This window comes from Rhizobium pisi (genome assembly GCF_003938655.1).
Taxonomy (GTDB): Bacteria; Pseudomonadota; Alphaproteobacteria; order Rhizobiales; family Rhizobiaceae; genus Rhizobium; species Rhizobium pisi.
In genome coordinates this window covers 42,266-65,788 of sequence record NZ_RJJT01000027.1, presented here as the reverse complement: position 1 = coordinate 65,788, position 23,523 = coordinate 42,266, and the positions used below count along the sequence as shown (strand labels likewise).

Here is a 23,523-nt window from a genome sequence, read left to right as displayed (position 1 = left end):
TAAACAGAAAAGCTGGCGGCATCACGACGATACCACCAGCCAAAGGTGAATCCGGCTAATGATTACGTATTCATTGAATCGAAGAAATCGGAATTGTTCTTCGTCTGCTTGAGCTTGTCGATAAGGAATTCGATCGCATCGGTCGTGCCCATCGGTGCGAGGATACGGCGGAGCACGAAGATCTTCTGCAGATCCTGGCGTGGGACGAGAAGGTCTTCCTTGCGCGTGCCGGACTTGAGAATATCCATTGCCGGGAAGATGCGCTTGTCGGCAACCTTGCGGTCGAGGACGATTTCCGAGTTGCCGGTACCCTTGAACTCTTCGAAGATGACTTCGTCCATGCGGCTGCCGGTATCGATCAGCGCGGTGGCGATAATGGTCAGCGAGCCACCTTCCTCGATGTTACGCGCAGCGCCGAAGAAGCGCTTCGGGCGCTGAAGCGCATTGGCGTCGACACCGCCCGTCAGAACCTTGCCGGAGGAGGGAACGACGGTGTTGTAGGCGCGGCCGAGGCGGGTGATCGAATCGAGCAGGATGACGACGTCGCGCCCATGCTCGACCAGGCGCTTTGCCTTTTCGATGACCATTTCGGCCACCTGAACGTGACGCACGGCCGGCTCGTCGAACGTCGAGGAGATAACCTCGCCGCGGACAGAGCGCTGCATGTCGGTCACTTCCTCAGGACGCTCATCGATCAGGAGAACGATGAGGTAGCATTCCGGATGGTTCGCCGTGATCGAATGCGCGATGTTCTGCAGGAGAACAGTCTTACCCGTGCGCGGTGGCGCGACGATCAATCCGCGCTGGCCCTTGCCGAGCGGCGCCACGAGATCGATCACGCGCGGTGACAGATCCTTGGAGGTCGGAATATCGAGTTCCATCTTGAAGCGCTCGTTCGGATAGAGCGGCGTCAGATTGTCGAAATGAACCTTGTGACGGATCTTTTCCGGATCGTCGAAATTGATGGTGTTGACCTTGAGCAGCGCGAAATAGCGCTCGCCTTCCTTCGGCCCGCGGATGGGGCCCTCGACCGTATCGCCTGTCTTGAGCGAGAAACGGCGGATCTGCGACGGGGAGATATAGATATCGTCAGGACCCGGCAGGTAGTTCGCATTGGCCGAACGCAGGAAACCGAACCCGTCCTGCAGCACTTCGACGACGCCTTCGCCGATGATTTCGACATCCTGGCTGGCGAGCATCTTGAGGATCGCAAACATCAGCTCCTGCTTGCGCATCGTGCTTGCATTCTCGACCTCGAGCGACTCGGCGAAAGCCAGAAGATCCGTCGGGGATTTGCTCTTAAGTTCCTGAAGCTTCATTTCAGCCATGAAGTGACCAATACTCTTTTCAATTTCGAAGGGGAAAGGCGATGTTGGGTCGTTTTCGGTACTGCGAAAGGGGCTCGCAGACGACTGAACTCTACACACATGCCACGAAGATGAGATGCGCGGAAAATAGCGACTCGCAATCATTGCCGCAAGGGGGCTGCTTAAAATGAAGCAAATTTAACCTGAGGGCGATTTGCCCTCAGAACGGCTTCACCACGACGAGGATTACGATGAGGATCATCAGCACAGTCGGGGCCTCGTTCATGAACCGCCAATAGCGCGCGGAGCGGCGATTTTCATCTCGCTCGAACGCCCTGACCGCGCGGCTGAAAAACATATGCACACCGGTCAGCAGCACGACGAGGCCGATCTTCGCATGCAGCCAGCCGCCGTGGAATCCATAGACCGACCAGGCGAGATAGAGACCGAAAATCCAGGTCAGCATCATCGCTGGCGTCATGATGATCCGAAGCAGCCGGCGCTCCATCACCTTGAAGGTTTCAGATTGCACCGACCCCGGCGCGGCATCGGTGTGGTAGATGAAGAGCCGCGGCATGTAGAACAATCCAGCCATCCAGGAGATGACCGAAATGATGTGGAGCGCCTTGATCCAGAGATAGAGATTATCGGGATTCCAGGCGAAAAGCCCGACCGCTATCAGCGCGAAGAAGGCCAGCGCAAAGTGAGCGCGCCGCCGGGCATAAGCGCCGGATTTCCCGTCAGTCTGCTTTTCCATCGTCACATCAGACCTCGGACGCGATCGACGAGCACGCGCACATGTTCGGGGTCGGCCTGCGGCGTGATGCCATGACCGAGATTGAAAATAAGCGGTCCATTGCCGAGATGCTGGAGAATATCGTCGATACCCTCATCCAGCGCCCGGCCGCCGGCAACAACGCGCATCGGATCGAGGTTGCCCTGAACCGGCCCATCCTTCTGAAGCTCGGCGGCAAAAGCCAATGGCACCGACCAATCGAGACCGATCGCATCCGCGCCAGTCTTCTGCCGATAGGTTTTCAGCTGGTAGCCAGCGCCCTTGGCGAAAGCGATGATACGGGCATGCGGCCGTCGCGACTTGATCGAAGCAATCATCCGTGCGACCGGCCTGATCGCGAATGACTCGAACTCCTTTTCGCCGAGAACGCCGGCCCACGAATCAAAGATCTGCACGGCGTCGGCTCCGGCATCGATCTGGGCGACGAGATAATCGGCCGACACATCCGCCAACAGCATCAGGAGATGTTCGAAGGCTCGGGGATGCTTGTAGGCGAAGAGGCGGGCGGGAGCCTGATCCGGCGTGCCGTGACCGGCGATCATATAGGTCGCAACCGTCCAGGGCGCGCCACAGAAGCCGAGCAGCGTCGTCTCATCTGGCAGTGTGTCACGCAGCCGTCGCACCGTTTCCAGAACGGGCTGGAGGTAGTCGACGATCCCTTCTCCATCCAATCTTCCGATACCGGTTTCATCGATCGGATCCATTTCAGGGCCATGGCCTTCGGTGAAGCGAACATTCCGCTTCATCGCATCGGGAATGACGAGAATATCGGAAAACAGGATCGCCGCATCGAAGCCATAGCGGCGGATCGGCTGCAATGTCACTTCGACGGCGTATTCCGGGGTGTAGCAGAGATCGAGAAAGCTCCCCGCCTTTGCCCGCGTCTTTCTGTATTCCGGGAGATAGCGTCCTGCCTGTCTCATCAGCCAGAGAGGAGGAGGGGAGAGGCTTTCGCCATCGAGAACCCTCATGATCTTTCGGCGCGTCCCGCTCAAGCGCTTCTTCCCTATATAAAAACAAAGATATTTTAAAAGGTTTCTATTTCTTAGAGTCGGTGTCTATCAAGGATTAAAATCCATCCACCGCCGATGCCATTTGTCGCGTGCCGGCAAAGATCAGCGAAAGAATTTGCCGCTTGCCCGCAAAGTTTGGGGAGAACTCGAATCCGAAAATGATTCCAGTCCCTTCTGGGCAGGTGATTTTCTTCCTGCTTGTGGATAAGCTGTGGACCTGCTCTAAAGAGATCGAACTGTTCCCCATCATCCACAGGGCCCGATGAAACCGATCTGCAAAATTCGAAATGTGGATAAGGCGGCATGTTTTCCCCTGCCGGAGACCGCCTCGGCGTCCTAGCTCCCTTTCATCCAGTCTTTTCAACAGGCAGCGGAAAATAGCGTGGAGAACAGAACGAACTTCTTTCATCTGCATCTGATTTCTGACTCGACGGGAGAGACTCTCATCTCTGCCGGCCGCGCCGCATCGGCCCAGTTTAGATCCGCTCAGCCGATCGAACACGTCTATCCCCTGATCCGCAATCGCAAGCAGCTGCTGCCGGTTTTACAGGCGATCGATGAAGCGCCTGGCATCGTGCTTTACACGATCGTCGACCGTGAGCTTGCGAGCCTCATCGATGAGCGCTGCACCGAAATGGGCGTTGCCTCGGTCAATGTGCTGGAGCCTGTCATGAATGCGTTCCAGATCTATCTCGGCGCTCCGTCCCGCCGACGCGTCGGCGCCCAGCATGTGATGAACGCCGGTTACTTCGCGCGCATCGAAGCGCTGAATTTCACCATGGATCACGACGACGGCCAGATGCCGGATGATTTTAATGACGCCGACGTTGTTATCATCGGGATCAGCCGCACCTCGAAAACGCCAACCAGCATCTATCTTGCCAACCGCGGCATCAAGACGGCGAACATTCCGATCGTCTATGGCGTACCCCTGCCGGAGAGCCTGTTTGCTGCAACGAAGCCGCTAATCGTCTGCCTCATCGCCACCACCGACCGCATTTCCCAGGTGCGGGAAAACCGTATCCTCGGGACGACGCAGGGCTTTGACCGCGAACACTATACCGATCGCGCCGCGATCTCCGAGGAATTGAAATATGCCCGTTCGCTCTGCGCCCGCCATAGCTGGCCGCTAATCGACGTCACTCGTCGCTCGATCGAGGAAACCGCCGCGGCAATCGTTGCCCTGCGACCGAAGCTGCGCTAAGCGCTGACGGAAGTCGGCACGTCGAGGAACCCATGACAGCGAAACTCATTCTTGCATCGTCGAGCCCCTTTCGGCGGATGCTGATGGAAAATGCCGGGCTGTCGTTCGAAGCGCATGCCGCAAAGATAGATGAAAGGGCAGTGGAAGCCCCGTTGGAAAAATCAGGCGCGGGAGCCGATGCCGTGGCCCTGGTTCTGGCCAAGGCCAAGGCGGAGGAAGTCAGCAGCCGTTTTCCTGGCAGTCTCGTCATTGGTTCCGATCAGACGATGTCGCTCGGCGACCGCGTCTTCCACAAGCCGAGGGACATGGCCGATGCTGCAAATCACCTTAAAACCCTGTCCGGAGTAACCCACCGATTGAACAGCGCCGTTGCGATCGTCCGCGATGACGTGGTCGTGTGGGAGCATCTCGCGCATGCGGAATTGACGATGCGGCCATTGACGGCGGATTTCATCACAAGACATCTGGTGCGTGTCGGCGAACGGGCGCTTTCCAGCGTCGGTGCCTATCAATTGGAAGGGGAGGGCATCCAGCTGTTCGAGAAGATCGAAGGTGACTATTTCACCATTCTCGGCCTGCCGATGCTGCCGCTTCTGAAAAAACTGCGGGAATTCGGAGCGATCGATGGATGATTCACGTGAAACATTTGGGCCGAAGGCGTTTGTCACCGGCTTTCCCATCAAGCATTCGCGCTCGCCCCTGATCCATGGCTACTGGCTGAAGACCCTCGGCCTGCCGGGCAGCTATCGCGCGCATGAAGTGGCGCCGGATGCTTTTGCGGATTTCATCGCCTCGCTCAAGGAGGGCCGTTCCGGTTTTGTCGGAGGCAATGTCACCATCCCTCACAAGGAGAGGGCGTTCCGGCTTGCCGACAGCCCGGATCAGCTGTCGCATGAGCTGGGCGCTTCGAACACGCTTTGGCTGGAAGACGGCATCCTTCACGCAACCAATACCGATGGCTGTGGCTTCACCGCCAATCTCGACGAGCGCCGCCCCGGCTGGGATCGACATGATACCGCGGTCGTCTTCGGCGCCGGCGGCGCCAGCCGGGCGATCATCCAGGCGGTTCGCGATCGCGGTTTCAAGGAGATCCACGTCGTCAACCGTACCGTCGAACGCGCGCGCGAACTGGCCGATCGCTTCGGACCCAGAGTTCGCGCCCACCCGGTCGGCGCGCTTGGCGAAGTCATGAACGGCGCCGGCCTCTTCATCAACACCACTTCGCTCGGCATGGATGGCGAGGCAGCGCCGCAACTCGATTTCACGACCCTTGCGGCCGATGCCGTGGTCACCGATATCGTCTATATCCCATTGAAGACGCCGATCCTGACGCAGGCGGAAGAGCAGGGATTTTCCATCGTCGATGGTCTCGGCATGCTGCTGCATCAGGCCGTGCCCGGCTTCGAGAAATGGTTCGGAAAGCGTCCGGTCGTCGATGCGGCGCTGCGCGCGCTCATCGTCGCGGATATGGAAGCACATTGAGATGTTGAGGATTGGCCTTACCGGCTCCATCGGAATGGGAAAATCAACGGCGGGAAAGCTCTTCGCCGACGCCGGAATCCCGTTGAACGACTCTGATGCCGTGGTCCACGACCTCTATGCCGGCGAGGCAGCCCCATTGGTGGATGCCGCTTTCCCGGGCACGATGAAGGATGGAGCAGTGGATCGGCATGAACTCGGCCGCCAGCTCGCCCTTGATCCCGACGGTTTCAAACGCCTGGAAGCGATCGTCCATCCGCTGGTTCGCAAACGCGAAGAGGAATTTCTGGCTCGGCAGCGCGCCGCCGGCGCCGAGATGGTCTTGCTCGATATTCCCTTGCTCTTTGAAACAGGCGCCTGGGAAAGAGTGGATGTCATCGTCGTCGTCAGCACCGATCCACAGATTCAGCGCCAGAGGGTGCTTGCGCGGGAAGACATGACGGAGGAAAAATTCAACATGATTCTTTCTCGCCAGACGCCGGATGCGGAAAAACGGCGTCGCGCCGATTATCTGATCGACACCAGCCACAGCATTGCGGAGACGAGGGAACGGGTGCTTGAGATCATCGCCGATCTGAAATTGCGGATTGCCAAGGGAGATTTCCGGAATGCGTGAGATCATTTTCGATACGGAAACGACCGGCCTCGACAACCGAGCCGACCGTATCATCGAAATTGGCGGCATCGAGCTTTTCAATCATTTCCCGACCGGCAACACGATCCACATCTTCATCAATCCGGGAGACCAGAAGGTTCATCCGGATGCGCTCGCCGTGCACGGCATCACCGATGAATTCCTGAAGGACAAGAAGCCGTTTGCGGAGGTGGCCGAAGAGATCCTCGCTTTCTTCGGCGATGCGAAGTGGATTGCCCACAACGCCACCTTCGATATGGGCTTCATCAACGCCGAATTTGCCCGGATCGGTTTGCCGCCGATCTTGCCGGAACGGGTGCTCGATACCCTGTCGATGGCGCGGCGCAAACACCCGATGGGGCCGAATTCGCTCGATGCGCTCTGCCGGCGTTATGGCATCGACAATTCGCACCGCACCAAACACGGCGCGCTGCTCGACTCCGAACTGCTGGCCGAAGTCTATATCGAGATGATCGGCGGCAGGCAGGCGGCCCTTGGCCTTGGCATGGCTACTCAATCTGGGCAGACCGGTCGCGGTGAAATGTCGGAAGAGGCAGGAGTGATTGCCGCAGTGCTCCAACGGTCCCGCCCGCTCGCCCCGCGCCTCAGCGAGGTCGAGGCCGAGGCGCATCAGGCCCTCGTCGCCAAGCTCGGCGAAAAAGGCATCTGGGCGAAATACGACAGCCTCAATTGAAAATGCCCGGGACTTGCCCGGGCATCAGCATTTCAAACCGAAAAGCTTCGATCAGTTCGGAACGGCCTGAACCTTGGCGCGAGCCTGTTCTTCGGAGACGCGCTGAGCGAACATCTGCGTGAAGTCGATCGGGTCGATCATCAGCGGCGGGAAACCGCCGTTGCGGGTAACGTCGGCGATGATCTGACGGGCGAAGGGGAAGAGCATGCGCGGGCACTCGATGAAGAGAACCGGCAGCATGTGCTCCTGCGGGAAACCGGCAACGCGGAAGACACCGCCATAGACGAGCTCGGTATGGAAGACCGTCTTGTCGCCGTCCTTCGCTTCGGCATTCAGCGACAGCACGACGTCGAAATCCGTATCGGAAAGCGGGTTGGCGTTGACGTTCACATTGATATTGATCGTCGGCGCCTTGTCGCGAGCCTGCAGCGAACGCGGCGCGCCCGGATTTTCGAAGGAGAGGTCCTTGGTATATTGCGCAAGGATCGAAAGAGTGGGGCTGCTCGCACCGTTGTTGTTATCGTCTGCCATTGGCTTTTCCTCGAGGGGCATGGGAATGGTGCCGCCATCTAACATTTCAGGGAAGGGCTTACAACCCTGGGCGCTGGCCGCGATCAAACGGCCGTAGTGCCTTAATCGCCGAGATGTTTGCCGGACCAGGGCGAGTTGGGCTTCGGATCCCTATGATAGTCCTCCTCGTCGAGATCGACCACCTTCGAATTCGGCTTGCGGTCGCGGAAGTCGTTTTGCGGGCCGGGGGAAAAGCCGCCCTTGGCGTTGACGACGACGAAGCGCTTGGCGATCGCCCGCCAGACGAAATCGCGCACCGGCGGAATGAGGATGAGGATCGCGATGATATCTGAGAGGAAGCCGGGAATGATCAGGAGCAGCGCGGCGATGACGTTCATTGCGGGCTGCAGCAGCTCGCGGCCCGGCATCACGCCGTTTCGGCCTTCGCTCGACATGCGACGGAGGATGCCGATGCCCTGTTTACGCAGCAGGATCACGCCGATAACGAAGCTCGCCATGACGAGCGCAAGCGTCAGCGCCAGTCCGATCGTCCGGCCGACGACGACGAAGCCGGCAATTTCGGCAAGCGGCATCAGCAGGATAAAAGCTGGCAGGATCGAAAAACGCATGGTCGTCATTTCCCCGGGCTTTGCCGGTCTCCTCTCGGGCGCCGGCGAAGATGCCAGCCATCATTTGAATCATCTGTATAGGCGGACTATATGGGAGTACAAATCAGAGATGTTAACGGCGGTTGCGATACGATATGAGTTCGAATGACTTCATCACATTATTCTTCCTGGTGGCGGCAGTGCTGATTTTCTTTCAGCTCCGCTCCGTTCTCGGACGCCGCACGGGAAATGAGAAGCCGCCGCGCGATCTCTATACGCCGCGGGATGCGGCTCCGGCAGAAGCCGCCGATGCCGGCAAGGTCGTGACGCTGCCGCGACGCGACGCGACGGCCGAGGATGACGATCGCTTCTCCGCCATCGATGCCTTCGCTGCGCCCGGAACGCCACTCAACGAATCGCTGCGCGCCCTGAACAAGGCCGATGCCTCGTTCAATCCGAAGGAGTTTCTGAACGGCGCCCGCATGGCGTACGAGATGATCGTCATGGCCTACGCCGATGGCGACCGGAAAGCGCTGAAGAACCTTTTGTCCCGCGAGGTCTATGATGGGTTCGAGACGGCGATCGCCGATCGCGAAGCGCGCGGCGAAAAGGTGAAATCCACCTTCGTCGGCATCGACAAGGCCGAAATCACCCATGCGGAGACGAAGGGCAGCGAAGCCCAGATCACCGTGCGTATCGTCAGCCAGCTCATATCGGCGACCTATGACAAGGCGGATGCGCTGATCGAAGGCGACGCTGAAAACGTCGCCGAGGTCAACGACCTCTGGACCTTCGCCCGCGACACCCGCTCGCGTGACCCGAACTGGAAACTTGTGGCGACCGAATCGGAACATGAGTGACCAGGCATCGGACTTCGTCCTGCAGGCTGTGAGCTTCGACATTTTGGAAGGCTGGAAGGATGACGATCCCTCCGGCCTTTTTGAAGTTATGCGGCGCTGCCGGCGGCAGATCACCGAGGTCAAACCCTATCGCACCGGATCGCTCGGCCTGAGTTCGGAAGACCTGCTTCCGCTTCTGAGGGCCGCCGAAGATTTCACGCCCTCATCGCCGGCATCGGCACGCGCTTTTTTTGAAAGGCACTGTCGGCCCTTTTTGATCCGCCGAAAAGACAGCAATTCTGGCTTCGTTACCGCTTTCTACGAACCTGAGATCGATGTGTCGGAAAAGCCGGACGAGATTTTCCGCTTTCCCTTCTACCGCCGCCCGGACGGTCTGATCGATCTCGACGACGCCAACCGCCCCGCCGAGTTGGGTGAGACCTATGTGTTCGGCCGTCTGCATGACGGACGCATCAGCGCCTATCCGGATCGTCGCGCCATCGACGAAGGTTTTCTCGAAGGCCGGGGCCTCGAAATCGCCTGGGCGAAATCAAAGGTCGATGTCTTCTTCGTGCATGTGCAGGGTGCCGCCCGCCTGCGTTACAGCGACGGCCGCATCGGCCGCATCACCTATGCGGCAAAGGCCGGCCATCCGTTCTCGGCCATCGGCAAGCTGCTGATCGAGCGCGGGGAGATCGACCGGGCCAAGATTTCGATGCAGTCGATCCGCGCCTGGCTAGCGCGCAATCCCGAGCAGGTGGACGAGGTGCTTTGGCACAATCGCTCCTATATTTTCTTCCGCGAGACGCCCTCGCGGGCTCCTAGCCTGCGAACCGCCGATCTTGAGGCGGGTCCGATCGCCGCCGCAAAAGTGCCGCTTCTCGCCGGTCGCTCGCTTGCGGTCGATCGGATGATCCATACGTTCGGCTTTCCCTTTTTCATCCGCGCCGAAAGCCTCGTCCATCTCGATGAGGGCCGGCCCTTCGGCCGGCTGATGCTGGCGCTCGATACTGGATCGGCGATTGTCGGGCCGGCGCGCGGCGATATTTTCACCGGCTCGGGGGATATGGCCGGCGAAAGTGCCGGCACCGTCCGCAATGATGCCGATTTCACCATCCTCATCCCCAATGCCGCCGCCGGACGATTCAGCTGATGGCGAGGGACCGTAAGCTCAGCGCCGATGAGAGGATCCTCTGGGGCAAGGTCGCCCGCAGCACGCGTCCGATGCCCGGCAAGGCGGGTGAACTGACCGAGCTCGATGTCTTTCTCGCGCAAGCGGAAGCGGCGGTCGAGCAGGAGAAAGCCGAAAAACAGACAGCCGCGTCGCCGATCGCGCCACAGGCGGTAACACCTTCGGCGGCGAAACCGTCGGCCGGAGTGCATCACCCGCTGGAGAGGCCGGTCAAGCGCAAGATCGCCAAGGGCCGGCTGGCGCTCGAGGCGCGCATCGACCTGCATGGGCTGGTGCAGAGCGAGGCCCATGCCATCCTTCTCGATTTTCTGATCCGCGCCCATGAGCGCGGCATGCGCCATGTGCTCGTCATCACCGGCAAGGGCAGTTCGATGGGCAGCGAGGGGGCTTTGAAGCGGGCCGTGCCCCTCTGGTTCTCGAAGCCGGAATTCCGCTACCTGATCTCCTCTTATGAGCCGGCCGCACAGCATCATGGTGGTGAGGGCGCGCTCTATATCCGCCTTTCCCGGCGGCATGGGGAAAGGCCATGACACCTTTCGGAGAGGCGGTTCGCAGGCTGAGAGCGCGCAAGGGCGTCTCGCAGAAAGAAATGGCACAAGCGCTGAACGTCTCCCCCGCCTATCTCTCCGCGCTCGAGCATGGAAAGCGCGGCCTGCCGACATTCGATCTGCTGCAGCGCATCGCCGGTTATTTCAACATCATCTGGGACGAGGCCGAGGAGCTGTTTCTGCTGGCCCGTTCTTCGGACCCGCGCGTCGTCATCGACACCTCCGGCCTGCCCTCCGAACACACCGAATTTGCCAACCGCCTGGCGCGCCAGATTCGCAGCCTTGACAGCGCCGACATAGCCCGGCTATCGGCACTTCTCGAAAATGGCGGCAAAGGCGACGGAAAAGCGTCATAATCCCCTGTTTTATGCCTTGTTCAGGGGACTTGCCATTGGGAACTCACCTTAAAAAACCTATATACGAAAGTGAAGAAAGCCGGTGATTCGCAAGGCGCGCCGCCGCTTTACGACAACAGGGAAAATCTCGACAGAATGAGCGATACATCCGCGACGGAAAACGGCGTAAGCACCGAATATGGCGCAGATTCCATCAAGGTCCTGAAGGGCCTGGATGCTGTGCGCAAGCGCCCCGGCATGTATATCGGCGATACCGACGATGGCTCCGGCCTTCATCACATGGTCTATGAAGTCGTCGACAACGCGATCGACGAAGCGCTGGCCGGTCATGCCGACATCGTCACCGTCACGCTCAATCCGGACGGCTCGGTTACGGTCACCGACAACGGCCGCGGCATTCCGACGGACATCCATACCGGCGAAGGCGTCTCGGCGGCCGAAGTCATCATGACGCAGCTCCATGCCGGCGGCAAATTCGACCAGAATTCCTACAAGGTCTCCGGCGGCCTGCACGGCGTCGGCGTTTCCGTCGTCAATGCGCTTTCCGTCTGGCTGAAGCTGAAGATCCGCCGCCACGACAAGATCCACGAAATGAGTTTCACCCATGGCGTGGCCGATGCTCCGCTGAAGGTTACGGGCGAAGCGCCCAATGAGACCGGCACAGAAGTAAGCTTCATGCCGAGCACCGACACCTTCACTATGACGGAATTCGACTACGGAACGCTGGAGCATCGCCTTCGCGAGCTCGCTTTCCTGAACTCGGGCGTGCGTATCCTGCTGACTGACAAGCGCCATTCCGATATCAAGCAGGAAGAACTGCGTTATGACGGCGGCCTCGAGGCTTTCGTCGCCTATCTCGACCGAGCCAAGAAGTCGCTCGTCGACAAGCCGGTCGCCATCCGCGGCGAAAAAGACGGCATCACCGTCGAAGTCGCGATGTGGTGGAACGACAGCTATCATGAGAACGTGCTTTGCTTCACCAACAACATTCCCCAGCGCGACGGCGGCACGCATATGGCCGGCTTTCGCGCGGCGCTGACGCGTCAGGTCGTTTCCTATGCCGACAGTTCCGGCATCACCAAAAGGGAAAAGGTGACGCTGCAGGGCGAAGATTGCCGTGAAGGCCTGACGGCCGTCTTGTCGGTCAAGGTGCCGGATCCGAAATTCTCCTCGCAGACCAAGGACAAGCTTGTTTCCTCGGAAGTCCGTCCTGTTGTCGAAAGTCTCGTCAACGAGGCACTGAACACCTGGTTCGAAGAACATCCGAGCGAAGCCAAGATTCTCGTCGGCAAGGTCGTCGAAGCCGCCGCGGCGCGCGAAGCCGCCCGCAAGGCCCGCGAACTGACCCGCCGTAAGGGCGCGCTCGATATCGCCTCGCTGCCGGGTAAGCTTGCCGACTGCTCCGAACGTGATCCCGCAAAATCCGAAGTCTTCCTCGTCGAGGGCGATTCCGCAGGCGGATCGGCCAAGCAGGGCCGTTCGCGCGAAAACCAGGCGATCCTGCCGCTGCGCGGCAAGATCCTGAACGTCGAACGCGCTCGTTTCGACAAGATGCTGTCCAGCCAGGAAATCGGCACGCTGATCACCGCGCTCGGCACCGGCATCGGCAAGGACGAGTTCAATGTCGAAAAGCTGCGCTATCACAAAATCATCATCATGACGGATGCCGATGTCGACGGCGCCCATATCCGCACCCTGCTGCTCACCTTCTTCTTCCGCCAGATGCCGGAACTGATCGAGCGCGGTCATCTCTATATTGCCCAGCCGCCGCTTTATAAGGTCTCGCGCGGCAAGTCGGTTCAGTATCTGAAGGACGAAAAGGCGCTCGAGGAATATCTCATCAGCCAGGGCCTGGAGGATGCAGCGCTGAGGCTCGGCAGCGGCGAGGTCCGCACAGGCCAGGATCTGCGCGAGGTCATCCTGGATGCGCTGCGCATGCGCACCCTGCTCGACAATCTTCATTCGCGCTACAATCGTTCCGTTGTCGAACAGGCCGCCATCGCCGGTGCCCTCAACGCCGATCTCGTCAGCGACCAGACAAGGGCGCTGGCGCTGGCAAATGAAGTGGCAGGCCGTCTCGATATTATTGCCGAGGAAACCGAGCGTGGCTGGCAGGGCGATCTGACCAGCGATGGCGGCCTGCGCCTCGAGCGAATGGTCCGTGGCGTCAGGGAAATCGTCGTGCTCGACATGGCGCTGATCGGTTCCTCGGATGCCCGGCATATCGACCAGCTGACATCACGCCTCAAGGAAATCTACCAGACGCCGCCGTCTTTGCATCGACGCGAAGGCGATATCGAGATTTCAGGCCCGCGCGCCCTGCTCGATGCGATTTTCGCCAGCGGCCGCAAGGGACTGACCATGCAGCGCTACAAGGGCCTTGGCGAGATGAATGCCGAGCAGCTCTGGGAAACGACGCTCGATCCGAACGTCCGCTCGTTGCTGCAGGTCAAGGTCAACGATGCAACCGATGCCGACGGCCTCTTCGCCCGCCTGATGGGAGATGAAGTCGAGCCGCGGCGCGAATTCATCCAGGACAACGCGCTCAGCGTCGCCAATCTCGATATCTGACCGATATTCCTCAATAAAAGCCCCGCCGTCTTGAGACGGCGGGGCTTTCTTTTGTTCGAGCGCCACTCAGTTCGCGACGAAATGGCCGTTGAAGGCGATCTCGGAGAGCGGCTTGCGCAGGCTGGGGAATTCGCGCGCCTGGTAGCGCTCGGAAAGGACGCTCTTGTCGGCCAGGCGACCGACAGCGACGCCGGCCTCAACCCGGTAACCCTCTGGAATACCGAACGTGTTGCTGATTTCCTCAAGCTTGATGCCGGCCATACCATGTGCGTAGAAACCGGAAAGCCGCGCTTGGAGCGCCAGGTATCCCCAGGCCGTACCTGCATCGAAGGAATGGGTGTAGCTCGGCTTTTCCTCGCCGGAACCGGCAGCGCCGGTGAAGGCGCGTGACACGACGAAGATCAGTGCCGATGCATTCTTCGCCCATTCCTGGTTGGCATCGACGAGCAATGCGACGAATTTATCCCAATGCTCCGAGCCCTTGAGGGCATAAATGAAACGCCAGGGCTGTTGGTTGGAGGAGGACGGCGCCCAGTGGGCGGCGTCGAGCAGGCTGAGCAGCTGTGCTTCCTCAATGATTTCGCCGGTGAAGGCGCGGGGCGACCAGCGATCGAGAAACATCGGATCGATCGGATATTGGGATTCGCGGTTGTTGCTCTTCGTCATGCTTGTTCCAGGGGTTGGGACGCAAAATTTGAATCGGGCCAGGCTTAGTCCGTCCAGACGATGTCGAGTTCCTCGCGGAAGGCAAAGCGCCTCAGGTGATCGTCGATGACGCCCTGCATCCTTGCCTGTTGTGCGAGGTCGGCAACAGAAAGTGTCATGGTCAGCGTCGTCTCGTGGGCGGTGAACGTCACCTCGGCCGTATCGCTGAACGGCACCCGGCCTTTCGCCGGATCGAAATCGACGCTGAACTTGTGGCTCCAGTGCTTGCAGAGCTGCTGCAGGTAACGGCTCGCATGTTCGGTGCGCACGACGGCCTTGGAGAGATGCATTTCGAACTCCCGTCTCGTCTCATTTGGATTTCATCAAAGTCATATTTCCTGCTTTGCCGGCTTGGCAAGCGCGGCGTCGTCGCAGTTTGGGTGTACAGACTGTCTCCATAAAAGCGGCCTTACGCGGAAGCCGAAGCAAGATAATGAACCGCCTCAGTTATGGTCGGAGAATTGCGCATGCTGGTGAACGGAAAATGGACGGAAGACTGGCAGCCTGTTCAGGCAAAGGATGAAAAGGGCGGCTTCGTCAGGCAGATTTCCAGTTTCCGCAATTGGGTGACGCCGGATGGCAGCGCCGGGCCGACGGGCGAAGGCGGTTTCGAAGCCAGTCCCGGCCGCTATCATCTCTATGTTGCCTATATCTGCCCCTGGGCCTCGCGCACCCTGATCGGCCGCAAGCTCAAAGGCCTGGAAGATGTCATCTCCGTTTCGGTCGTTGAACCGGTGCTGACGAAACAGGGCTGGCGCTTCGGCGATTATCCAGGTGCGACGCCGGATCATGTCAACGGCACGACCTACATGCATGAAATCTATACCCGGGCAGCATCTGACTTCACCGGCCGGGCCACCGTGCCGGTTCTCTGGGACAAGCAGAGACAGACCGTAGTCAACAACGAATCCGCCGATATCCTGCGCATGCTGAACGGCGGCTTCGGCGAGCTGGCAAGAAATCCGATCGATCTTTATCCCATGGAACGGCGCGCCGAGATCGATGCTTTCAACGATCGCATCTATCCGGCCCTCAACAATGGCGTCTATCGCGCCGGTTTCGCCACTACACAGATCGCCTACGAGGAAGCCTTCGCAGATGTCTTCTCCTGCCTGGATTGGATCGAGCCGCAGGTCGAGGACCGGCCTTTCCTCTTCGCCGATCATCCCACGGAAAGCGATATCCGGCTTTTCGTGACGCTGGTGCGCTTCGATGTCGCCTATCACGGCATTTTCAAATGCAATCTGCGCCGGCTTTCGGACTATGCCAATTTGCGCGCTTTCTGCCGCCGCATGCTGGATTGGCCGGGCATTGCCGAAACCGTGAATCTCGATCACATCAAGCGCGGCTACTACTCGGTAGAAAGCCTCAACCCGACGAAAATCGTGCCTGTTGGTCCGAATCTTTCTGAAATTTTCTAGAAGGCCGTACCGCTTCTCATGAAAGCCGTAATGACACCGATGAATAATTCGTTCATAGGTGACTGCAAATCCGTTTTCGATGAGGAGAAATTCCATGAAGCTGATGCGTGTTGGCGAAGCAGGTCGTGAAAAGCCGGCGCTGCTCGATTCCGACGGCAAGATCCGCGATCTTTCCGGTCACGTCGCCGATATCGGCGGCGAGGCGATTTCGCCGGCGGGCCTTGCACGGATAGCGGCGATCGATCCGAAAAGCCTTCCGGAACTTGCGCCTGGTCGCATCGGCGCCTGCGTCGCCGGCACGGGCAAATTCATCTGCATCGGCCTCAATTTCTCCGACCATGCAGCCGAAACCGGCGCTACCGTGCCGCCCGAGCCGGTGATCTTCATGAAGGCAACCTCGGCGATCGTTGGTCCGAACGACACCGTGCTCATCCCGCGCGGCTCGGAAAAGACCGATTGGGAAGTCGAACTCGGTGTCGTCATCGGCAAAACGGCGAAATATGTCAGCGAAGCCGACGCGCTCGACTACGTTGCCGGTTACTGCGTGTCGCACGACGTTTCCGAGCGCGCCTTCCAGACGGAACGCGCCGGCCAGTGGACGAAGGGCAAGTCTTGCGACACCTTCGGACCGATCGGTCCCTGGCTGGTCACAAAGGACGAGATCGCCGATCCGCAGAACCTCGGCATGTGGCTGAAGGTCAACGGTCAGACGATGCAGAACGGCTCGTCCAGGACCATGGTCTACGGCGTCGCCCACATCGTTTCCTATCTCAGCCAGTTCATGTCACTGCATCCGGGCGATGTTATCTCGACGGGAACGCCTCCCGGCGTCGGCATGGGCATGAAGCCGCCGCGTTATCTTAAAGATGGCGATGTCGTCGAACTCGGTATCGAAAGTCTCGGCAGCCAGAAGCAGAGTTTCGTTGCGGATCGTTAACGACGTTAAACGCGCTGAACCTTAAGCTCTCAGTTTTATAGTCATGCCGGGGATCAATTCTCTGGCATTTCTTGTGCAGGTCCGGCACGTCCATGTTGCCGCGCAACAAAAACCTGTTAGTCTGCGTTACGTGCCCGCATTGCGGAAAGATTCGATGTCTCTCAATCAGCGTCATCTTTTCGATAGAGAAAGGTGGCGCCTTCCGTGTTTTATCAGCTTTATGAATTGAACCACGCCGCCATGGCGCCGTTTCGCGCCGCGGCGGACATCATGCGATTTGCCTATGCCAATCCGCTGAACCCGTTTTCCCAGACGCCGTTCGGCCGGACGATGGCGGCAAGCCTCGAAATGTTCGAGCGCACGACGCGCCGCTACGGAAAGCCGGAATTCGGATTGAAGCAGACGACGATCGGTGAGCAGACGGTTTCCGTCCGTGAAGAGATCGTCTGGTCGCGATCCTTCTGCAATCTGCTGCATTTTGCGCGGAACGTTCCGCCCGGCCGCGCCAGCGACCCGCGTATCCTGATCGTCGCGCCGATGTCAGGCCATTATGCGACGCTGCTGCGCGGCACGGTCGAAGCGCTGCTGCCGAGTGCCGATATCTACATTACCGACTGGATCGACGCCCGCATGGTGCCGATGACGGAAGGCACGTTCGATTTCGACGATTATGTCGATTATGTCATCGAGATGCTGCATTTCCTCGGTCATGACACACACGTCATCGCCGTCTGTCAGCCTTCCGTTCCGGTGCTGGCGGCCGCTGCCGTGATGGAAGAAGCCAACGATACGCTTTCGCCATCGTCGATGACGCTGATGGGTGGCCCGATCGATACTCGCATCAATCCGACGGCGGTCAACAAGCTCGCCCAGGAACGCACGCTGCAGTGGTTCTCCGACAATGTCATCATGAACGTGCCCTGGCCGCAGCCGGGGTTCATGCGCCCCGTCTATCCCGGCTTCCTGCAGCTTTCGGGTTTCATGTCGATGAACCTCGATCGACACGTCGTCGCCCACAAAGAATTCTTCATGCATCTCGTGAAGAACGACGGCGAACCGGAAAAACACCGCGATTTCTATGACGAATATCTCGCCGTCATGGATCTGACCGCCGAATTCTATCTGCAGACGGTGGAGCAGGTCTTCATAAAGCATGCCTTGCCGAAGGGCGAATTGATGCATCGCGGCAAACGCGTGGATCCCGCGGCAATCCGCAAGGTGGCGCTTCTGACCGTCGAAGGCGAGAATGACGATATATCAGGTGTCGGCCAGACAAAGGCGGCGCAGACCATCTGCGTGAACATTCCCGAAGATATGCGCATGCACTATCTGCAGCCGGATGTCGGCCATTACGGCGTTTTCAACGGTTCGCGTTTCCGCCGCGAGATCGCGCCGCGCATCGTCAACTTCGTCCGCCAGCATTCCCGTTCCGTCGTCAAGCCGCCGGTCCCGCGCGTCATCAAGGGCGGGCGAACGGGTTGATTGAGCGGCAGCTGAATTAGAAAAGCGGATTCAAGGTCTTGTCCGATTTCGCGGGCAATCGTCTTGAAGGCATCTATTGCGGTAACCACATCGATTTCAGCGTTCGGCCATCTTGCCGGGCGCGCAAAGCAAGGATACCGCACGATGAACCAGTCAGCATTGCTTCGACCGGATTGGACTCCGGCTACCATTGCCCTGATGATTCTCGGCTTCATGGTTTTCTGGCCTCTTGGTCTGGCCATGCTTGCCTATATCATCTTCGGCGAACGTCTGCGCGGCTTCAAGCGCGACGTCAACCAGGCGACCGATGGCTTCTTTGCCTCCTGCCACCGTCCGCATGGACGTCACCGCCCGCATTTCTCGACCGGCAACGTCGCCTTCGACGACTGGCGCAAGGCCGAGCTTGACCGGATCGAGGAAGAGCGCCGTAAGCTTGACGAAATGCGCGAGGAATTTGACGACTATCTGCGCGAACTCCGCCGCGCCAAGGACCAGGAAGAGTTTGACCGCTTCATGCGTGACCGCAGGAACGCAAAGCGTGACGACAATGGCGGCCCGGTCGCAGAATTCCAGACGCCCTGAAGGCTTGAGCAATGAAGTGATGACCGGCATCTCACCGATGCCGGTTTTTCCGTGCCTGAGCGCCCGGCAATCGTTTAGATTCCCCGGCGAATCGTATAGAAAACACCCATGTTTCCGCTTCTGAAGACACGGCCAAAGGCGCGAAAGCTGGCTCCGCCCGAAACGAGGACACTTGACGTCGCCGGTCGGCTCATGCCTCTGACCATCAAGCAGCATGACCAGGCAACGCGCATTACGCTGCGCATCGAACCAGGCGGGCGTGCCTTGAAGATGACGGTGCCGCGAGGCCTTGCGGCGCGCGAGGTCAATGCTTTTCTCGATCGGCACCAGGGATGGCTGCTCACCAGGCTTGCCAAGTTTTCGACTGACACCGGGCTGCGCGACGGCGGCAAGATCCTCCTGCGCGGCGTTTCCCATCGGATCGAGCACACCGGCAGTCTGCGCGGCTTGACGGAGGTGGTCTCTGTGGACGGCAGTCCTGTACTGCGCGTCAGCGGCATGCCGGAACATGTAGGACGGCGTATAGCGGCCTTCCTCAAGAAGGAAGCGCGCGCCGATCTCGAAAGGCTGGCGGCGATGCATGCTGCAACGATCAAGGCGCCCATCCGCTCGATTTCGATGAAGGATACCCGCAGCCGGTGGGGCTCGTGCTCCTCAGAAGGAAACTTGAGTTTTTCCTGGCGCATCGTCATGGCGCCGCCTTCGGTGATCGATTATCTCGCCGCCCATGAAGTCGCCCACCTCAAGGAAATGAACCATGGTCCGCGCTTCTGGTCGCTTTGCAAGAAGCTTTGCCCCGGCATGGAGGAGGCGAAATCCTGGCTGAAGCGGCACGGCAGCCAGCTGCACGCTATTGATTTCGACTAGCCAAGCCTTGCGTTAAATGCAGCTTCCCACGCAAATTGGCTCGACTCTTTGTGCGTTTCGTGTCACTTCGCTGCCATGAAACCGGATATCAAGATCTGTGGCTTGAAGACGCCTGAAGCCGTTGATCGCGCGCTGAAACGCGGCGCGACCCATATCGGTTTTATCTTCTTCGAAAAGAGCCCGCGCTACATCGAACCCGATGTGGCGGCAAAACTTGCCGAGCCTGCCCGTGGCAAAGCGAAGATCGTCGCCGTCGTCGTCGATCCCACCAATGACGACCTGGACGAGATCGTCTCGCTGTTGAAGCCGGACATGCTGCAGCTCCACGGCAACGAGAGCCCCGAACATGTGCTGACGATCAAGGCGCTCTATGGTCTGCCCGTCATGAAAGTGTTCTCGGTTCGAACCGCCGACGATCTGAAGCGGGTCGAGGCCTATATTGGCATCGCCGACCGTTTCCTCTTCGATGCGAAGCCGCCGAAGGGTTCGGAACTACCCGGCGGCAATGGTATTTCCTTCGATTGGAGCCTTCTCGGCTGGCTCGACGGCAGCATCGACTACATGCTTTCCGGCGGGCTGAACAAGGACAATGTCGCGGATGCGCTCTTGATCACCAAAGCGCCTGGTATTGACGTCTCCTCGGGCGTCGAAAGCGCGCCCGGCGTGAAGAGCGTCGCGATGATCGATGAATTTTTCGATGCGGTCGAAAAGGCGGATGCGCCTGTCATGGCCTCAGGGAGTTGAGAGTGAACGAAACGCCTAAACCGAATTCTTTCCGTTCCGGCCCCGATGAAGATGGCCGTTTTGGCATCTATGGCGGTCGTTTCGTTGCCGAAACGTTGATGCCGCTGATCCTCGACCTGCAGGACGAGTGGAGCAAGGCGAAGAACGATCCGGCATTCCAGGCGGAATTGAAGTATCTCGGCGCCCATTATATCGGCCGCCCGAGCCCGCTCTATTTTGCCGAGCGCCTGACAGCCGAACTCGGCGGCGCGAAGATCTATTTCAAGCGCGAAGAGCTCAACCACACCGGCTCGCACAAGATCAACAACTGCATCGGCCAGATTCTGCTTGCCAAGCGCATGGGCAAGACCCGGATCATCGCCGAAACCGGCGCCGGCCAGCATGGTGTCGCCTCCGCGACCGTTGCCGCCCGCTTCGGCCTTCCCTGCGTCGTCTATATGGGCGCCACCGACGTTGAGCGGCAGGCGCCGAATGTTTTCCGCATGAAGCTGCTCGGCGCCGAAGTCAAACCGGTGACGGCGGGCAGCGGCACGCTGAAGGACGCCATGAACGAGGCGCTCCGCGACTGGGTCACCAATGTCGAGGATACCTATTACCTGATCGGCACGGCGGCCGGCCCGCACCCTTATCCCGAGATGGTCCGCGACTTCCAGTCTGTGATCGGCACCGAAGCGAAACAGCAGATGCTCGCAGCCGAAGGCCGTCTTCCCGACCTCGTCGTCGCTGCCGTCGGCGGCGGTTCGAACGCGATCGGCATCTTCCATCCCTTCCTCGACGATCCCAGTGTCAAAATCGTCGGCGTTGAAGCCGGCGGCAAGGGCCTGCAGGGCGACGAACATTGCGCCTCGATCACCGCAGGAACACCCGGCGTGCTGCACGGCAACCGCACGTACCTGCTTCAGGATGGCGATGGCCAGATCAAGGAAGGCCATTCGATTTCGGCCGGTCTCGATTATCCCGGCATCGGCCCTGAACATTCCTGGCTGAGCGATATCGGCCGTGTCGACTACGTGCCGATCATGGATCACGAAGCGCTCGAGGCCTTCCAGACTCTGACCCGCCTCGAAGGCATCATCCCGGCGCTCGAGGCCGCACATGCGATCGCCGAGGTCATCAAGCGCGCGCCGAAGATGGGCAAGGATGAGATTATCCTGATGAACCTCTCCGGCCGCGGCGACAAGGATATCTTCACCGTAGGCAAGATTTTGGGAATGGGACTGTAAGACATGACCGCACGCATGGACAAACGCTTTGCCGAGCTGAAAGCCGAGGGCCGTCCGGCGCTTGTGACCTATTTCATGGGCGGCGATCCCGACTACGATACCTCGCTCGGCATCATGAAGGCGCTGCCGGAGGCGGGGTCCGATGTCATCGAGCTTGGCATGCCTTTTTCCGATCCGATGGCTGACGGCCCGGCGATCCAGTTGGCTGGCCAGCGCGCGCTGAAGGGCGGCCAGACGCTGAAGAAGACGCTGCAGCTAGCCGCCGATTTCCGCAAGACCGACGATGCGACGCCGATCGTGATGATGGGCTATTACAATCCGATCTACATCTACGGCGTCGAAAAATTCCTCGACGATGCGATCGCCGCCGGCATCGACGGCCTGATCGTCGTTGACTTGCCGCCGGAGATGGATGACGAGCTCTGCATTCCGGCGATCCGCAAAGGCATCAATTTCATCCGCCTGGCGACGCCGACCACCGATGAGAAGCGCCTGCCGGCCGTGTTGAAAAACACCTCCGGCTTTGTCTACTACGTCTCGATGAACGGCATCACCGGTTCGGCGCTGCCGGATCCGTCGCTGGTTTCTGGCGCGGTTCAACGCATCAAGCAGCACACGGAGCTGCCCGTTTGCGTCGGCTTCGGCGTCAAGACGGCCGAGCATGCAAAGGTCATCGGCGGTTCGGCCGACGGCGTCGTTGTCGGCACCGCCATCGTCAATCAGGTCGCGACCAGCTTGACGAAGGACGGAAAGGCAACGGCGGACACGGTTCAGGCAGTCGCAACGCTGGTGCGCGGCCTTTCCTCGGGAACACGTTCGGCGCGCCTTGTTGCTGCCGAATAGTTTGGCCACATTGGCACTATTCAACCAGGAGAATTCGAGTTGAACTGGATCACTAACTACGTTCGCCCGCGGATCAATTCCATGCTGGGCCGTCGCGAAGTGCCGGAGAACCTCTGGATCAAGTGCCCGGAAACGGGCGAAATGGTTTTCCACAAAGACCTGGAATCCAACAAATGGGTCATTCCTGCGTCCGGTTATCACATGAAGATGCCGGCAAAGGCCCGCCTTGCCGATCTTTTCGATAATGGTGAGTATGAATCACTGCCGCAGCCGAAGGTCGCCCAGGACCCGCTGAAGTTCCGCGATTCGAAGAAATATATCGATCGCCTCCGCGACAGCCGCCTGAAGACCGAACAGGAGGATACGATCCTTGCCGGCCTCGGAAAGGTGAAAGGGTTGAAACTCGTTGCCGTCGTGCACGAATTCAACTTCATTGGCGGTTCGCTCGGCATTGCCGCCGGCGAGGCGATCGTCAAGGCTTTCGAACGCGCGACGTCCGAAAAGTGCCCGCTGGTGATGTTCCCCGCTTCCGGCGGCGCGCGCATGCAGGAAGGCATTCTCTCGCTGATGCAGCTGCCGCGCACGACGGTTGCCGTGGACCTGCTCAAGGAGTCTGGCCAGCCCTACATCGTGGTGCTGACCAACCCGACGACGGGCGGCGTTACGGCCTCCTACGCCATGCTCGGCGATATTCATCTGGCCGAGCCAGGCGCCGAAATCGGCTTTGCCGGCAAGCGCGTGATCGAGCAGACGCTGCGTGAAAAGCTGCCGGAAGGCTTCCAGACCTCCGAATACCTGCTGGAACATGGTATGGTCGACATGGTCATCAAGCGTCACGACATTCCGGATACGCTGGCGCGCCTTCTGAAGATCCTGACGAAGAAGCCCGTTTCTGCCGCAAACGACATGAATAGCGGCGCAATCGCCCTGGCGGCGAGCGCCTGATAACCGACAAGCAGGCGGGGTGC

General features: G+C 59.5%; 27 protein-coding genes. 19 read left to right on the top strand and 8 right to left on the bottom strand.

What is annotated here, in order from left to right; translation table 11 throughout:
* Nucleotides 1–62 precede the first annotated feature (62 nt).
* From rho to EFD55_RS28250, 4 genes are all read right to left on the bottom strand, one after another.
* Nucleotides 63–1,328: a transcription termination factor Rho gene (gene rho / locus EFD55_RS28265; RefSeq protein ID WP_003571435.1), complete on the bottom strand. Its 1,266-nt coding sequence runs from the start codon at nucleotides 1,326–1,328 to the stop codon at nucleotides 63–65.
* 199 nt (nucleotides 1,329–1,527) lie between these two features.
* The gene (gene hemJ / locus EFD55_RS28260; protein ID WP_125849713.1) at nucleotides 1,528–2,064 is read right to left on the bottom strand and encodes a protoporphyrinogen oxidase HemJ; all 537 of its coding nucleotides are present in this window, start codon (nucleotides 2,062–2,064) and stop codon (nucleotides 1,528–1,530) included.
* A 2-nt stretch (nucleotides 2,065–2,066) separates the two neighbouring features.
* Nucleotides 2,067–3,098 carry a uroporphyrinogen decarboxylase gene (gene hemE / locus EFD55_RS28255; protein ID WP_125849711.1) on the bottom strand — a complete coding sequence of 344 codons (1,032 nt, stop codon included), beginning with the start codon at nucleotides 3,096–3,098 and terminating at the stop codon, nucleotides 2,067–2,069.
* 73 nt (nucleotides 3,099–3,171) lie between these two features.
* Entirely contained in the window at nucleotides 3,172–3,531 is a 360-nt protein-coding gene (locus tag EFD55_RS28250) for a hypothetical protein (RefSeq protein ID WP_245438593.1), read from the bottom strand.
* Between EFD55_RS28250 and EFD55_RS28245 the strand changes: the two genes are divergently transcribed.
* Genes EFD55_RS28245 through dnaQ form a run of 5 tightly spaced genes read left to right on the top strand, consistent with a single transcriptional unit; the run spans nucleotide 3,499 to nucleotide 7,127 of the window.
* Nucleotides 3,499–4,320, top strand: coding sequence for a pyruvate, water dikinase regulatory protein (locus tag EFD55_RS28245; RefSeq protein ID WP_125849709.1), 822 nt, complete (start codon nucleotides 3,499–3,501; stop codon nucleotides 4,318–4,320). The two genes, EFD55_RS28250 and EFD55_RS28245, sit on opposite strands and share 33 nt — an antisense overlap.
* 32 nt (nucleotides 4,321–4,352) lie before the next feature.
* Nucleotides 4,353–4,952: a Maf-like protein gene (locus EFD55_RS28240; protein ID WP_125849707.1), complete on the top strand. Its 600-nt coding sequence runs from the start codon at nucleotides 4,353–4,355 to the stop codon at nucleotides 4,950–4,952.
* Nucleotides 4,945–5,802: a shikimate dehydrogenase gene (locus EFD55_RS28235; protein ID WP_125849705.1), complete on the top strand. Its 858-nt coding sequence runs from the start codon at nucleotides 4,945–4,947 to the stop codon at nucleotides 5,800–5,802. The genes EFD55_RS28240 and EFD55_RS28235 overlap by 8 nt, the downstream gene beginning before the upstream one ends.
* Before the next feature lies 1 nt (nucleotide 5,803).
* Nucleotides 5,804–6,415 carry a dephospho-CoA kinase gene (coaE, locus tag EFD55_RS28230; RefSeq protein WP_125849703.1) on the top strand — a complete coding sequence of 204 codons (612 nt, stop codon included), beginning with the start codon at nucleotides 5,804–5,806 and terminating at the stop codon, nucleotides 6,413–6,415.
* Entirely contained in the window at nucleotides 6,408–7,127 is a 720-nt protein-coding gene (gene dnaQ / locus EFD55_RS28225) for a DNA polymerase III subunit epsilon (RefSeq protein ID WP_125849702.1), read from the top strand. The genes coaE and dnaQ overlap by 8 nt, the downstream gene beginning before the upstream one ends.
* A 51-nt stretch (nucleotides 7,128–7,178) precedes the next feature.
* On the opposite strand, the gene secB is transcribed toward dnaQ, so the two are convergent.
* Both secB and EFD55_RS28215 read right to left on the bottom strand, forming a co-directional pair.
* On the bottom strand, nucleotides 7,179–7,658 hold the full coding sequence (gene secB, locus EFD55_RS28220) for a protein-export chaperone SecB (RefSeq protein WP_125849699.1): 480 nt from the start codon (nucleotides 7,656–7,658) through the stop codon (nucleotides 7,179–7,181).
* A 101-nt stretch (nucleotides 7,659–7,759) separates the two neighbouring features.
* Nucleotides 7,760–8,266 carry an FxsA family protein gene (locus EFD55_RS28215; protein WP_125849697.1) on the bottom strand — a complete coding sequence of 169 codons (507 nt, stop codon included), beginning with the start codon at nucleotides 8,264–8,266 and terminating at the stop codon, nucleotides 7,760–7,762.
* Nucleotides 8,267–8,400: 134 nt separating this feature from the next.
* Here EFD55_RS28215 and EFD55_RS28210 point away from each other — a divergent pair, with 134 nt between their 5' ends.
* From EFD55_RS28210 to gyrB, 5 genes are all read left to right on the top strand, one after another.
* Entirely contained in the window at nucleotides 8,401–9,105 is a 705-nt protein-coding gene (locus EFD55_RS28210) for a Tim44/TimA family putative adaptor protein (protein WP_125849695.1), read from the top strand.
* On the top strand, nucleotides 9,098–10,237 hold the full coding sequence (gene mltA / locus EFD55_RS28205; protein ID WP_125849693.1) for a murein transglycosylase A: 1,140 nt from the start codon (nucleotides 9,098–9,100) through the stop codon (nucleotides 10,235–10,237). Before EFD55_RS28210 ends, mltA begins: the two co-directional genes overlap by 8 nt.
* A complete protein-coding gene (locus EFD55_RS28200) occupies nucleotides 10,237–10,806 on the top strand; it encodes a Smr/MutS family protein (protein ID WP_125849691.1) in 570 nt (189 codons plus the stop codon). Before mltA ends, EFD55_RS28200 begins: the two co-directional genes overlap by 1 nt.
* Complete coding sequence (locus EFD55_RS28195; protein WP_125849689.1) at nucleotides 10,803–11,180, top strand: helix-turn-helix domain-containing protein; 378 nt, start codon at nucleotides 10,803–10,805, stop codon at nucleotides 11,178–11,180. The genes EFD55_RS28200 and EFD55_RS28195 overlap by 4 nt, the downstream gene beginning before the upstream one ends.
* Nucleotides 11,181–11,315: 135 nt before the next feature.
* A complete protein-coding gene (gene gyrB / locus EFD55_RS28190; protein ID WP_125849687.1) occupies nucleotides 11,316–13,751 on the top strand; it encodes a DNA topoisomerase (ATP-hydrolyzing) subunit B in 2,436 nt (811 codons plus the stop codon).
* 66 nt (nucleotides 13,752–13,817) lie between these two features.
* Here the strand turns inward: gyrB and EFD55_RS28185 are convergent, their stop codons facing one another.
* Together EFD55_RS28185 and EFD55_RS28180 are read right to left on the bottom strand one after the other, a co-directional pair.
* The gene (locus tag EFD55_RS28185) at nucleotides 13,818–14,417 is read right to left on the bottom strand and encodes a nitroreductase family protein (RefSeq protein WP_125849685.1); all 600 of its coding nucleotides are present in this window, start codon (nucleotides 14,415–14,417) and stop codon (nucleotides 13,818–13,820) included.
* Nucleotides 14,418–14,461: 44 nt separating this feature from the next.
* Nucleotides 14,462–14,746: a DUF2218 domain-containing protein gene (locus EFD55_RS28180; RefSeq protein WP_125849683.1), complete on the bottom strand. Its 285-nt coding sequence runs from the start codon at nucleotides 14,744–14,746 to the stop codon at nucleotides 14,462–14,464.
* Nucleotides 14,747–14,923: 177 nt separating this feature from the next.
* On the opposite strand from EFD55_RS28180, the gene EFD55_RS28175 reads away from it, so the two are divergent.
* The 9 genes from EFD55_RS28175 to accD all read left to right on the top strand — a co-directional run bounded on the left by EFD55_RS28175 (nucleotide 14,924) and on the right by accD (nucleotide 23,500).
* Nucleotides 14,924–15,877: a glutathione S-transferase family protein gene (locus EFD55_RS28175; RefSeq protein ID WP_125849681.1), complete on the top strand. Its 954-nt coding sequence runs from the start codon at nucleotides 14,924–14,926 to the stop codon at nucleotides 15,875–15,877.
* Between the two features lie 94 nt (nucleotides 15,878–15,971).
* Nucleotides 15,972–16,814, top strand: coding sequence for a fumarylacetoacetate hydrolase family protein (locus tag EFD55_RS28170; RefSeq protein WP_125849679.1), 843 nt, complete (start codon nucleotides 15,972–15,974; stop codon nucleotides 16,812–16,814).
* A gap of 204 nt (nucleotides 16,815–17,018) precedes the next feature.
* Nucleotides 17,019–18,296: a polyhydroxyalkanoate depolymerase gene (locus tag EFD55_RS28165; protein WP_125849677.1), complete on the top strand. Its 1,278-nt coding sequence runs from the start codon at nucleotides 17,019–17,021 to the stop codon at nucleotides 18,294–18,296.
* A 144-nt stretch (nucleotides 18,297–18,440) separates the two neighbouring features.
* Nucleotides 18,441–18,878: a DUF2852 domain-containing protein gene (locus tag EFD55_RS28160; protein ID WP_125849675.1), complete on the top strand. Its 438-nt coding sequence runs from the start codon at nucleotides 18,441–18,443 to the stop codon at nucleotides 18,876–18,878.
* A 108-nt stretch (nucleotides 18,879–18,986) separates the two neighbouring features.
* A complete protein-coding gene (locus EFD55_RS28155) occupies nucleotides 18,987–19,745 on the top strand; it encodes a M48 family metallopeptidase (protein ID WP_125849673.1) in 759 nt (252 codons plus the stop codon).
* Nucleotides 19,746–19,820: 75 nt separating this feature from the next.
* A complete protein-coding gene (locus EFD55_RS28150; RefSeq protein ID WP_125849671.1) occupies nucleotides 19,821–20,489 on the top strand; it encodes a phosphoribosylanthranilate isomerase in 669 nt (222 codons plus the stop codon).
* Between the two features lie 2 nt (nucleotides 20,490–20,491).
* The gene (trpB, locus tag EFD55_RS28145; protein ID WP_125849669.1) at nucleotides 20,492–21,712 is read left to right on the top strand and encodes a tryptophan synthase subunit beta; all 1,221 of its coding nucleotides are present in this window, start codon (nucleotides 20,492–20,494) and stop codon (nucleotides 21,710–21,712) included.
* Between the two features lie 3 nt (nucleotides 21,713–21,715).
* Nucleotides 21,716–22,555, top strand: a complete 840-nt coding sequence (trpA, locus tag EFD55_RS28140; protein WP_125849667.1) for a tryptophan synthase subunit alpha — start codon at nucleotides 21,716–21,718, stop codon at nucleotides 22,553–22,555.
* A 39-nt stretch (nucleotides 22,556–22,594) separates the two neighbouring features.
* Nucleotides 22,595–23,500 carry an acetyl-CoA carboxylase, carboxyltransferase subunit beta gene (accD, locus tag EFD55_RS28135; protein WP_125849665.1) on the top strand — a complete coding sequence of 302 codons (906 nt, stop codon included), beginning with the start codon at nucleotides 22,595–22,597 and terminating at the stop codon, nucleotides 23,498–23,500.
* The last annotated feature ends 23 nt before the right edge of the window (nucleotides 23,501–23,523 follow it).

Coding starts and splice junctions, on each gene's coding strand:
- rho (WP_003571435.1), bottom strand. CDS start 1,328: ATGGCTGAAATGAAGCTTCAGGAACTTAAGAGCAAATCCCCGACGGAT.
- hemJ (WP_125849713.1), bottom strand. CDS start 2,064: ATGGAAAAGCAGACTGACGGGAAATCCGGCGCTTATGCCCGGCGGCGC.
- EFD55_RS28250 (WP_245438593.1), bottom strand. CDS start 3,531: ATGCAGATGAAAGAAGTTCGTTCTGTTCTCCACGCTATTTTCCGCTGC.
- EFD55_RS28240 (WP_125849707.1), top strand. CDS start 4,353: ATGACAGCGAAACTCATTCTTGCATCGTCGAGCCCCTTTCGGCGGATG.
- EFD55_RS28235 (WP_125849705.1), top strand. CDS start 4,945: ATGGATGATTCACGTGAAACATTTGGGCCGAAGGCGTTTGTCACCGGC.
- coaE (WP_125849703.1), top strand. CDS start 5,804: ATGTTGAGGATTGGCCTTACCGGCTCCATCGGAATGGGAAAATCAACG.
- dnaQ (WP_125849702.1), top strand. CDS start 6,408: ATGCGTGAGATCATTTTCGATACGGAAACGACCGGCCTCGACAACCGA.
- secB (WP_125849699.1), bottom strand. CDS start 7,658: ATGGCAGACGATAACAACAACGGTGCGAGCAGCCCCACTCTTTCGATC.
- EFD55_RS28215 (WP_125849697.1), bottom strand. CDS start 8,266: ATGCGTTTTTCGATCCTGCCAGCTTTTATCCTGCTGATGCCGCTTGCC.
- EFD55_RS28210 (WP_125849695.1), top strand. CDS start 8,401: ATGAGTTCGAATGACTTCATCACATTATTCTTCCTGGTGGCGGCAGTG.
- mltA (WP_125849693.1), top strand. CDS start 9,098: ATGAGTGACCAGGCATCGGACTTCGTCCTGCAGGCTGTGAGCTTCGAC.
- EFD55_RS28200 (WP_125849691.1), top strand. CDS start 10,237: ATGGCGAGGGACCGTAAGCTCAGCGCCGATGAGAGGATCCTCTGGGGC.
- EFD55_RS28195 (WP_125849689.1), top strand. CDS start 10,803: ATGACACCTTTCGGAGAGGCGGTTCGCAGGCTGAGAGCGCGCAAGGGC.
- gyrB (WP_125849687.1), top strand. CDS start 11,316: ATGAGCGATACATCCGCGACGGAAAACGGCGTAAGCACCGAATATGGC.
- EFD55_RS28185 (WP_125849685.1), bottom strand. CDS start 14,417: ATGACGAAGAGCAACAACCGCGAATCCCAATATCCGATCGATCCGATG.
- EFD55_RS28180 (WP_125849683.1), bottom strand. CDS start 14,746: ATGCATCTCTCCAAGGCCGTCGTGCGCACCGAACATGCGAGCCGTTAC.
- EFD55_RS28175 (WP_125849681.1), top strand. CDS start 14,924: ATGCTGGTGAACGGAAAATGGACGGAAGACTGGCAGCCTGTTCAGGCA.
- EFD55_RS28170 (WP_125849679.1), top strand. CDS start 15,972: ATGAAGCTGATGCGTGTTGGCGAAGCAGGTCGTGAAAAGCCGGCGCTG.
- EFD55_RS28160 (WP_125849675.1), top strand. CDS start 18,441: ATGAACCAGTCAGCATTGCTTCGACCGGATTGGACTCCGGCTACCATT.
- EFD55_RS28155 (WP_125849673.1), top strand. CDS start 18,987: ATGTTTCCGCTTCTGAAGACACGGCCAAAGGCGCGAAAGCTGGCTCCG.
- EFD55_RS28150 (WP_125849671.1), top strand. CDS start 19,821: ATGAAACCGGATATCAAGATCTGTGGCTTGAAGACGCCTGAAGCCGTT.
- trpA (WP_125849667.1), top strand. CDS start 21,716: ATGACCGCACGCATGGACAAACGCTTTGCCGAGCTGAAAGCCGAGGGC.